This window comes from Xenorhabdus yunnanensis, assembly GCF_028598805.1.
Classification (GTDB): Bacteria; Pseudomonadota; Gammaproteobacteria; order Enterobacterales; family Enterobacteriaceae; genus Xenorhabdus; species Xenorhabdus yunnanensis.
The window spans coordinates 1-6,589 of the sequence record NZ_JAQRFI010000087.1 but is presented as its reverse complement, the minus strand read 5'-3'; the positions used below and the strand labels follow the sequence as shown (position 1 = coordinate 6,589).

The 6,589-nt window shown below is 36.3% G+C and carries 5 protein-coding genes and 2 pseudogenes; 4 read left to right on the top strand and 3 right to left on the bottom strand.

All coding sequences use genetic code 11. The annotated features are described in order from the left end of the window. Positions 1 to 6 precede the first annotated feature (6 nt). The 3 genes from PSI23_RS19840 (at position 7) to PSI23_RS19830 (ending at position 4,128) form a co-directional block, all read left to right on the top strand. The gene (locus tag PSI23_RS19840) at positions 7 to 2,070 is read left to right on the top strand and encodes a peptidase domain-containing ABC transporter (RefSeq protein WP_309145420.1); all 2,064 of its coding nucleotides are present in this window, start codon (positions 7 to 9) and stop codon (positions 2,068 to 2,070) included. Between the two features lie 605 nt (positions 2,071 to 2,675). Then, on the top strand, positions 2,676 to 2,822 hold the full coding sequence (locus tag PSI23_RS19835) for a hypothetical protein (protein ID WP_273556694.1): 147 nt from the start codon (positions 2,676 to 2,678) through the stop codon (positions 2,820 to 2,822). A 445-nt stretch (positions 2,823 to 3,267) separates the two neighbouring features. Further along, entirely contained in the window at positions 3,268 to 4,128 is an 861-nt protein-coding gene (locus tag PSI23_RS19830; protein ID WP_273556693.1) for a pepsin/retropepsin-like aspartic protease family protein, read from the top strand. A gap of 116 nt (positions 4,129 to 4,244) precedes the next feature. On the opposite strand, the gene PSI23_RS19825 is transcribed toward PSI23_RS19830, so the two are convergent. Both PSI23_RS19825 and PSI23_RS19820 read right to left on the bottom strand, forming a co-directional pair. Beyond that, positions 4,245 to 4,598 (bottom strand): hypothetical protein, encoded by a 354-nt coding sequence (locus PSI23_RS19825; protein ID WP_273556692.1) that lies wholly within the window; start codon positions 4,596 to 4,598, stop codon positions 4,245 to 4,247. An 851-nt stretch (positions 4,599 to 5,449) separates the two neighbouring features. After that, a complete protein-coding gene (locus tag PSI23_RS19820) occupies positions 5,450 to 5,593 on the bottom strand; it encodes a hypothetical protein (RefSeq protein WP_273556691.1) in 144 nt (47 codons plus the stop codon). Positions 5,594 to 6,108: 515 nt separating this feature from the next. On the opposite strand from PSI23_RS19820, the pseudogene PSI23_RS19815 reads away from it, so the two are divergent. After that, positions 6,109 to 6,273, top strand: a pseudogene (locus tag PSI23_RS19815) (phage integrase N-terminal domain-containing protein); the annotation flags it as partial. A 4-nt stretch (positions 6,274 to 6,277) separates the two neighbouring features. On the opposite strand, the pseudogene PSI23_RS19810 reads toward PSI23_RS19815, so the two are convergent. After that, positions 6,278 to 6,589: pseudogene (locus tag PSI23_RS19810) on the bottom strand (transposase); the annotation flags it as partial.

The following is a 6,589-nucleotide window of genomic DNA, read 5'->3' as shown; positions in this document are numbered from 1 at the left end:
TTTTACATTGGTCAGACTGGCGACGACGGCATCAATACCGGGCGCAACAATGTCACTACCGCCGCCGGGGAGATCATCGGCTTACAGAGCAATTACGGCTGTAGTATTAGAGAGATTATGAGTGTAGGCGAAAAATTAGGGTTATCGTCTTGTCCTGTCAGGGTCGAACTGGAAGAGCTTCGATCACTTTCGTTGCCTTGCATTTTGCACTGGTCTTTTAATCATTTCGTTGTGCTTAAGAAGCTTTCCCGAAAAGGTGCGCTGATCCATGATCCAGGTATTGGTGAACGTAACATAACACTTTCTGAACTATCAGATTGTTTTACAGGTATAGCGCTTGAAATGAAACCCAGCGCCACGTTTGAGCGAAAGAAAGTTACTTCAGTGATCTCTATCAGAGATATGCTGACTGGAATAGAAGGTAAGGGGGCAGTAATAGCACGGCTCATTGCAATATCCGTAGCTATAGAACTTGTTACACTGTTGATTCCTGCTTCTTCACAATTCATTATAGATAACATTCTCAGCACAAGTAATATGTTCGCTCTTAATGTTGTTTCGGCTGCTGTTGTTGCATTGCTTCTTATGCGAATGTTGCTTACATGGCTTCGTGACTGGATTATTACTGCGGCTAAATATTCTATTGGATTAAATTGGTCTGAAGGATTTTTGAATAAATTAATAAGCCTCCCTGTTACCTATTTTGAAAAACGTCAATTAGGAGATATTGTATCGCGCTTACACTCTTTAAACCAAATACAGGAAGCATTTAATGCACGGATGGTAAGTGCAATTCTGGATGCTGTAATTACAGTTTCATTGCTGATCGTTATGGGGCTTTACAGTATGGTGCTGTGCGCAGGTGTAGTTTCTTTGGCACTGCTCTACGCATTCATCAAATGGTTTTGTTTTGGGATGTACAGAGTTGCATTGGCTGAATCTATCAGTCAAACGGCTGCGCAAAGCTCCCATTTTATGGAAACCACTCGCGGCATTGCAGCAATTAAAATTCTGTGTTTGAACACTAACCGAAAAACAAAATGGGTTAACCTCTCAACAGGATGTATTGCTGCGAATATCAAGCGCTTTCGTATTGACCTTGCTTTCCGGCTAATTAGTGCGTCTGTAACGGGGTTGGTAGCATGTTTAGTTATCTATGTTGGTGCACAGATGACTGAAAACGGTTTTTTTACTGTTGGCGTCCTATTTGCTTTCATAATGTATGCTGATATGTTCATCCAACGGACGATAAATTGTTGTGATGCTGTATACGAATTTAAAATGCTCTCAATGCACACAGATCGGCTTAGCGATGTAATTCTTACTGAAAGCGAAAATATGTACCCCGATGCCTCTCAAAACTCACTCGTGGAGTTTTACGCAAGATTAGAAATATCATCTTTATCTTTTGCTTACTCAGCTCATGAACCTTATGTTTTTGAGGGAATATCTTTTGCTATTGAACCTGGTGAAAGTATCGCGTTTGTAGGTTCATCCGGTTGTGGTAAATCAACATTGCTGCATGTTCTTGCTTCGTTGCTTGAGCCTATCGAGGGGAGTATAAGAGTTAATGGTGTACCCATATCTAACATTGGCCTTGAGGCTTATCGTAAGCATGTTTCCTATGTCTTACAGAATGATTTTTTGTTTACCGGATCATTGCAGGAGAATATCACCTGCTTTACTGAACAGCCGGACATTGAATTTATGTATGAATGCACAAGAGTAGCTGCTATTCATGATGAGATAGAGATGATGCCAAACGGCTATAGCTCTATGGTTGGAGATATGGGGAGCGTTTTATCAGGAGGTCAGAAACAGCGAATTTCCATTGCACGAGCGCTTTATAGAAAGCCGAAGATTCTCATACTGGATGAGTCTACATCAGCCCTAGATATCGAAAATGAGCGGAAAATTAACGAAGCCATTAAATCCATGAAAATAACACGCCTTTTTGCGGCTCATCGACCAGATGCTATTGCTGTGGCCGACAGAGTTTTTGATATGGTTAATGGCGTATTTATGACTCCTCAAGAATATCTAAAATCCTTGAAACGTAGTGATGGATGATGTGTTTGTTTGTGGTTTCTTCTGTAAAGAATGTTTGTGTTACCAGTAGAAACCAATCACTGGGCATTAATCTGTTTATTAAGGAAAAAGTAGGTGGGTGAAATTAATAATTATTAAATATTATATTAGTGTGGGTTGATTTTCTATCATATATTTATCAATGTAATATTTTGTTTAAATAAACATAAGTGATATTAATTGACTTGTTTTCTATGATCAATAAATGTGACCTAGATAAACAACATGATAAATCATATAGTCACCGTTAATTCTTTAAGCCATCGTTTAAATTTTAAAGATAATAACTTTAATCAATCTATATCAATATATTTTATTTTCGATTTTTTATTTTTTTTGTTTTATGTAAACGTATTGATATATATTAAGAAATGCTACTTGCAGAGGAGAGAATCTTTTAGTGCCTCATTCCTCGACGTCTGAGGCTAGATCTCTATTTAAAATAATCGTTGTGAGCTAGCAAGATAAACCGGAATTAAGGTTATGTTAGGTTCCGTTTAATTTTCTCTACTTTTAGTGAGTTATGGTGAAACTCTATGGGTTTCACTTTATTCAAAGCATAATAAATTAAATAATTAAGGAAAAACATGAAAAAATTACAAAAAGCTATTCATAAACACTCTGCAAACCTGAAAAATCAGAAGGATCAGAAAGCATCTAACTTGCTTGAAATGGTTCGCGGTGGAGAAGCTCCTGCCGAGATTTTTTGGAGAACTACATGGGATAGAAAATAGTAGTATGTGATGTAATTGTGCGGTCAATGACCGCACAATTTTAATTCATTCATATGATGGTTTACTAATTATATTTAAAGTCTATCCATTGAAAGTAATCCTAGAAAATAATAAAGTGTTGCAATTTAACCCTCTAATAATATTTTCTTAAAATATCATAATTGATTTGATTTTTTGGAAAAGGTTGTTGGAAAAGTTAACCTGAGCAGGATTCAACAACTCTTTAAGATTCTACATCCTCACTATCTTACTGTACTGCTTGTTACTGAAGCCGAAACCTAGGCTGACAGCTATGAATATGTACACATTTTTTTGATATTTATAAATATTAACCTACATTAAATAATGCAGATTTAGGAAGATTAATAAAAATAATTCCTATGGCTGGAAATTAGTAAGATAGCTTGGGAAGAAATGAAATTGAAAAAACTTGGAGTTGTTGAATATGAATAGAATTCTGAATATATGTGGAGCGCTATGTATTACGGTTATTCCAGTTGCAGTAGTTAAGGCTGATATCACCGTGCCGATTGTTTATCTTGAGAATGTAACCCCTTCAGTTTCGCTCAATATCAATGGAAAAGAGGTTAAGAGGCTTGCAATTGATACAGGGGCATCCCGCGCTTTTTATCTTCCTAAGCCCATTTTTGATTCGATTTTTCCAAATCTGGATCATCACGCAAAAACAGAGGGGTCCGTTGATGCTTTTGGCGCTGAGAAGTTTACTCCAGTGGAAAGAGCAGCCAATGTTATTGTTAATGGTGAACGTCTTTCAGATATTGATATTGAACTCTTTAAACCCTGGGGTAATGGTATGTTTGATAACAATGGGCAGCTTATCATAGATGGGGTGTTAGGGTTGGGTGTTGCAAAAAATAAAACACTTATTCTCGACTACGCATCAAAGGTGCTGACAATAACCGATAATATTAAAGCGCTTCCTGATGGTTACCGTTGGAAATCTATTCCTTTTACCCGTACAAGGAATGGAATAGAAATCAGTGTATCATCTGGCAATGAAAAAATACGTCGTATGGTTATTGATACTGGTGCAAGTCACACAACTCTTTTCACGCGTACTGAGAAGGGGTGTACTAAGTTATCGCAGCAACATTGCCAGAAGAAAACTATTGTGACACCTGACGGTGTTAAGTTCTCTGCGGTGGTTTTCCGGCTTTCTGATGACAATATAAATCCTGATAAACGGATAGATTTTGATGGCCTGTTAGGTGATGATTTTCTTTCAAACAGGATTCTAGTCATATCGAATGATCGATTACTTATTAGCTTACCTAATAATAATTAACTTATGGAACGCGATGGGGAAAACCGTGAACAATAGAGATATTGTTTACGGTTTTTCATTCAATTTTGGGTTAGAATTTAGAATCATGTAAGATGTAAAAAAATTCATAAGAGCAATTACCGATCACTTTCATCAATACTCCCATCAGGGTAATGATAACCATCTAGATCATAATGCCCATGTTTTAAGTGCGTCGCACCAGGTACATCAGATAATATCCATATTGTAATAAAAAGAAATGTTATGATAATCATCGTGATGATGGCACTTAGTATAAATGTTGTTACAACCGAAGCACCTAATACAAATATTGGGGTATGACCAATCCATGTAGGGATATTTTTCTCTTTTGCTTTGTTAACACAGATCTTATCTAAATTCTTCAGCTTACCTAAAAGGCGTTTACAGCCATATGCTGCTTTTGCTCCCAAAAGTTCTCTTCGAGATCCCGTTTTTATGTTTTTTTGCATGTAATCCTCCCCTTAGTTTATAATGAGATGTTAGGTCAATAGTTGTTCGTTGTCTATATGAAAAAGATTAAGTTTTTAAATATTTCGTTATTACTATATTTTTTCTATGGCAGTTTTTTATCGTACGTTACATTTGTTTTTTTTTGAAAAAATCGATATTAGTAAAGAATATTTTAAAGTGAAATATTATTATGTGAATCCGCCAATTTAATAAGAGTATACTCTTGGGTTTTTGATTGCCAAAAATATATATTATTCTTTATGATAAAAATCATAATTGCATAGACAAAAGTTATCCTTTTTTATGCTTAAAACAATAATGAGATTAATGTATGTGGATGTTTTTTACCAAACATAAAAACAATATATTAATATAATTCATATGCCGTTTTTTATATTTCTGGCAGTAATTTTCAGGATGACTATTTTAGTGAAAGAAAAAGAATGGTGGATTAATATATACTTCAATACTTCAATACTTCAATACTTCAATATTTCCACTAAAAATAAGTTCTTCATAAAATGTCCTTACTCTGATATGGCATTTTTTGTGACATAATTTTTTGAATCTGAATCATTGACGATCATGAGTTGCCAGTGTAAGATTTTTATCGTTGTAACGTTACCTTATGGTAGCCAATTAATGTTCCAGCAAGCAATCTGAGAGGAACGCCTTCGGGTGACTAGTTATCTGCCATACCTGAAAAGGCGGACGGCAAGCAGTACGCTGGGTAAACCTGTTTATTCTTTGAAAACGGGGATCGTGTAAAACGATTAAGAAGCCTTTCACTAAATTCATTTAATAGCTTGATATTAATGAATTTTCTAACTTTATGTTTGATGGAATAACATCAAACATCTTTGTCAATGCATTTTTGATCAATACGTCGAGAGCTTTGTGCGACTTTTGCCAGCTTCGATATGACGATATGCCATTTGGCATCTTCGGCATCTTCGGATAGCGGCATTGAGAGCAGAATGATGAGCGGCGTCACTTGTGTAAAAGCGCAGCGATTACCAAGTGACGCCGCTAGGCGTGAAACTTCCAGATCGCATTACAGCTAACGTTAGAGCATTTTTTTAAACAGTTTTACCAAATGAAGACAGCGTTTTGACGTATTTCAAAACGTTGTTAAAGAATGTTTTAACGATTGACAAAGCGTCCTACGCGCCCGTTTACGAACGGACGCTTAAAGGATAATTTCAACTTCTAGTTTCAATTAATAAAACTAACTTTTTGATAAACGGAGAAAAATAGTCAAGATATTGAGGCGATCATCCTACTTGTAGGCTCTGAACGGGGAGCACTAAAGCGCAGTGCAGAGCACAGAGCGCGCTCCTGCAATAACTCAACATGATAGCGCCCTGCTACACAATATCTGACTGTCAGGATGACAAACTTAACCGACACGCAGGGAACGTCTGTAATGACGTAAAACTAACAATTTGGATGTAGTAACATTATGAATAATTATTGTTATTCATAATGTTAACTCTATTGGGATTTTTTATGAGCCAAAAAACTTCAAGATCCAAGGTAGAATCATTTAAGAAAGATTTTATTACATGCGCCCGCAAAGCGGGTGGTAGTTTTGCCACGGTTGCAGATCGCACAAGGATAGCTAAGCAGTTCCTAAGTTATTTGAGTTCTTCAGGAATTAAATTAACCCGAATTCCGCTTAAGCCATCACTGGAAAATCGTCTTCTGAGTAGAAATTTTTAAGTGATGGCTTTTTCAATTTAAGGCAGTAAGCAATCACCCCCCTAAAACAGTTAACAGAAATCCTTTTATACTTCGGTGACGCGAGTGTTCTATTTGAGAAATGATTTTTAATTGCCCATTAATTGTTTCAATGATAAAGCGCCTTGATAACATTATATTATCCCATTCAGCTTGCATGTGAGCTTTCATATTTCGGCGCTTTTTGGTGATGAAAGTGATCCCCGTTTTAGCTAAATCGTCAGCCAGTTCCTGGCTGAGATAACCTTTA

Bases quoted from the DNA above. Each gene is read 5' to 3' on its own strand.
- PSI23_RS19835 (WP_273556694.1), top strand. From the start codon at position 2,676: ATGAAAAAATTACAAAAAGCTATTCATAAACACTCTGCAAACCTGAAA.
- PSI23_RS19830 (WP_273556693.1), top strand. From the start codon at position 3,268: ATGAATAGAATTCTGAATATATGTGGAGCGCTATGTATTACGGTTATT.
- PSI23_RS19825 (WP_273556692.1), bottom strand. From the start codon at position 4,598: ATGCAAAAAAACATAAAAACGGGATCTCGAAGAGAACTTTTGGGAGCA.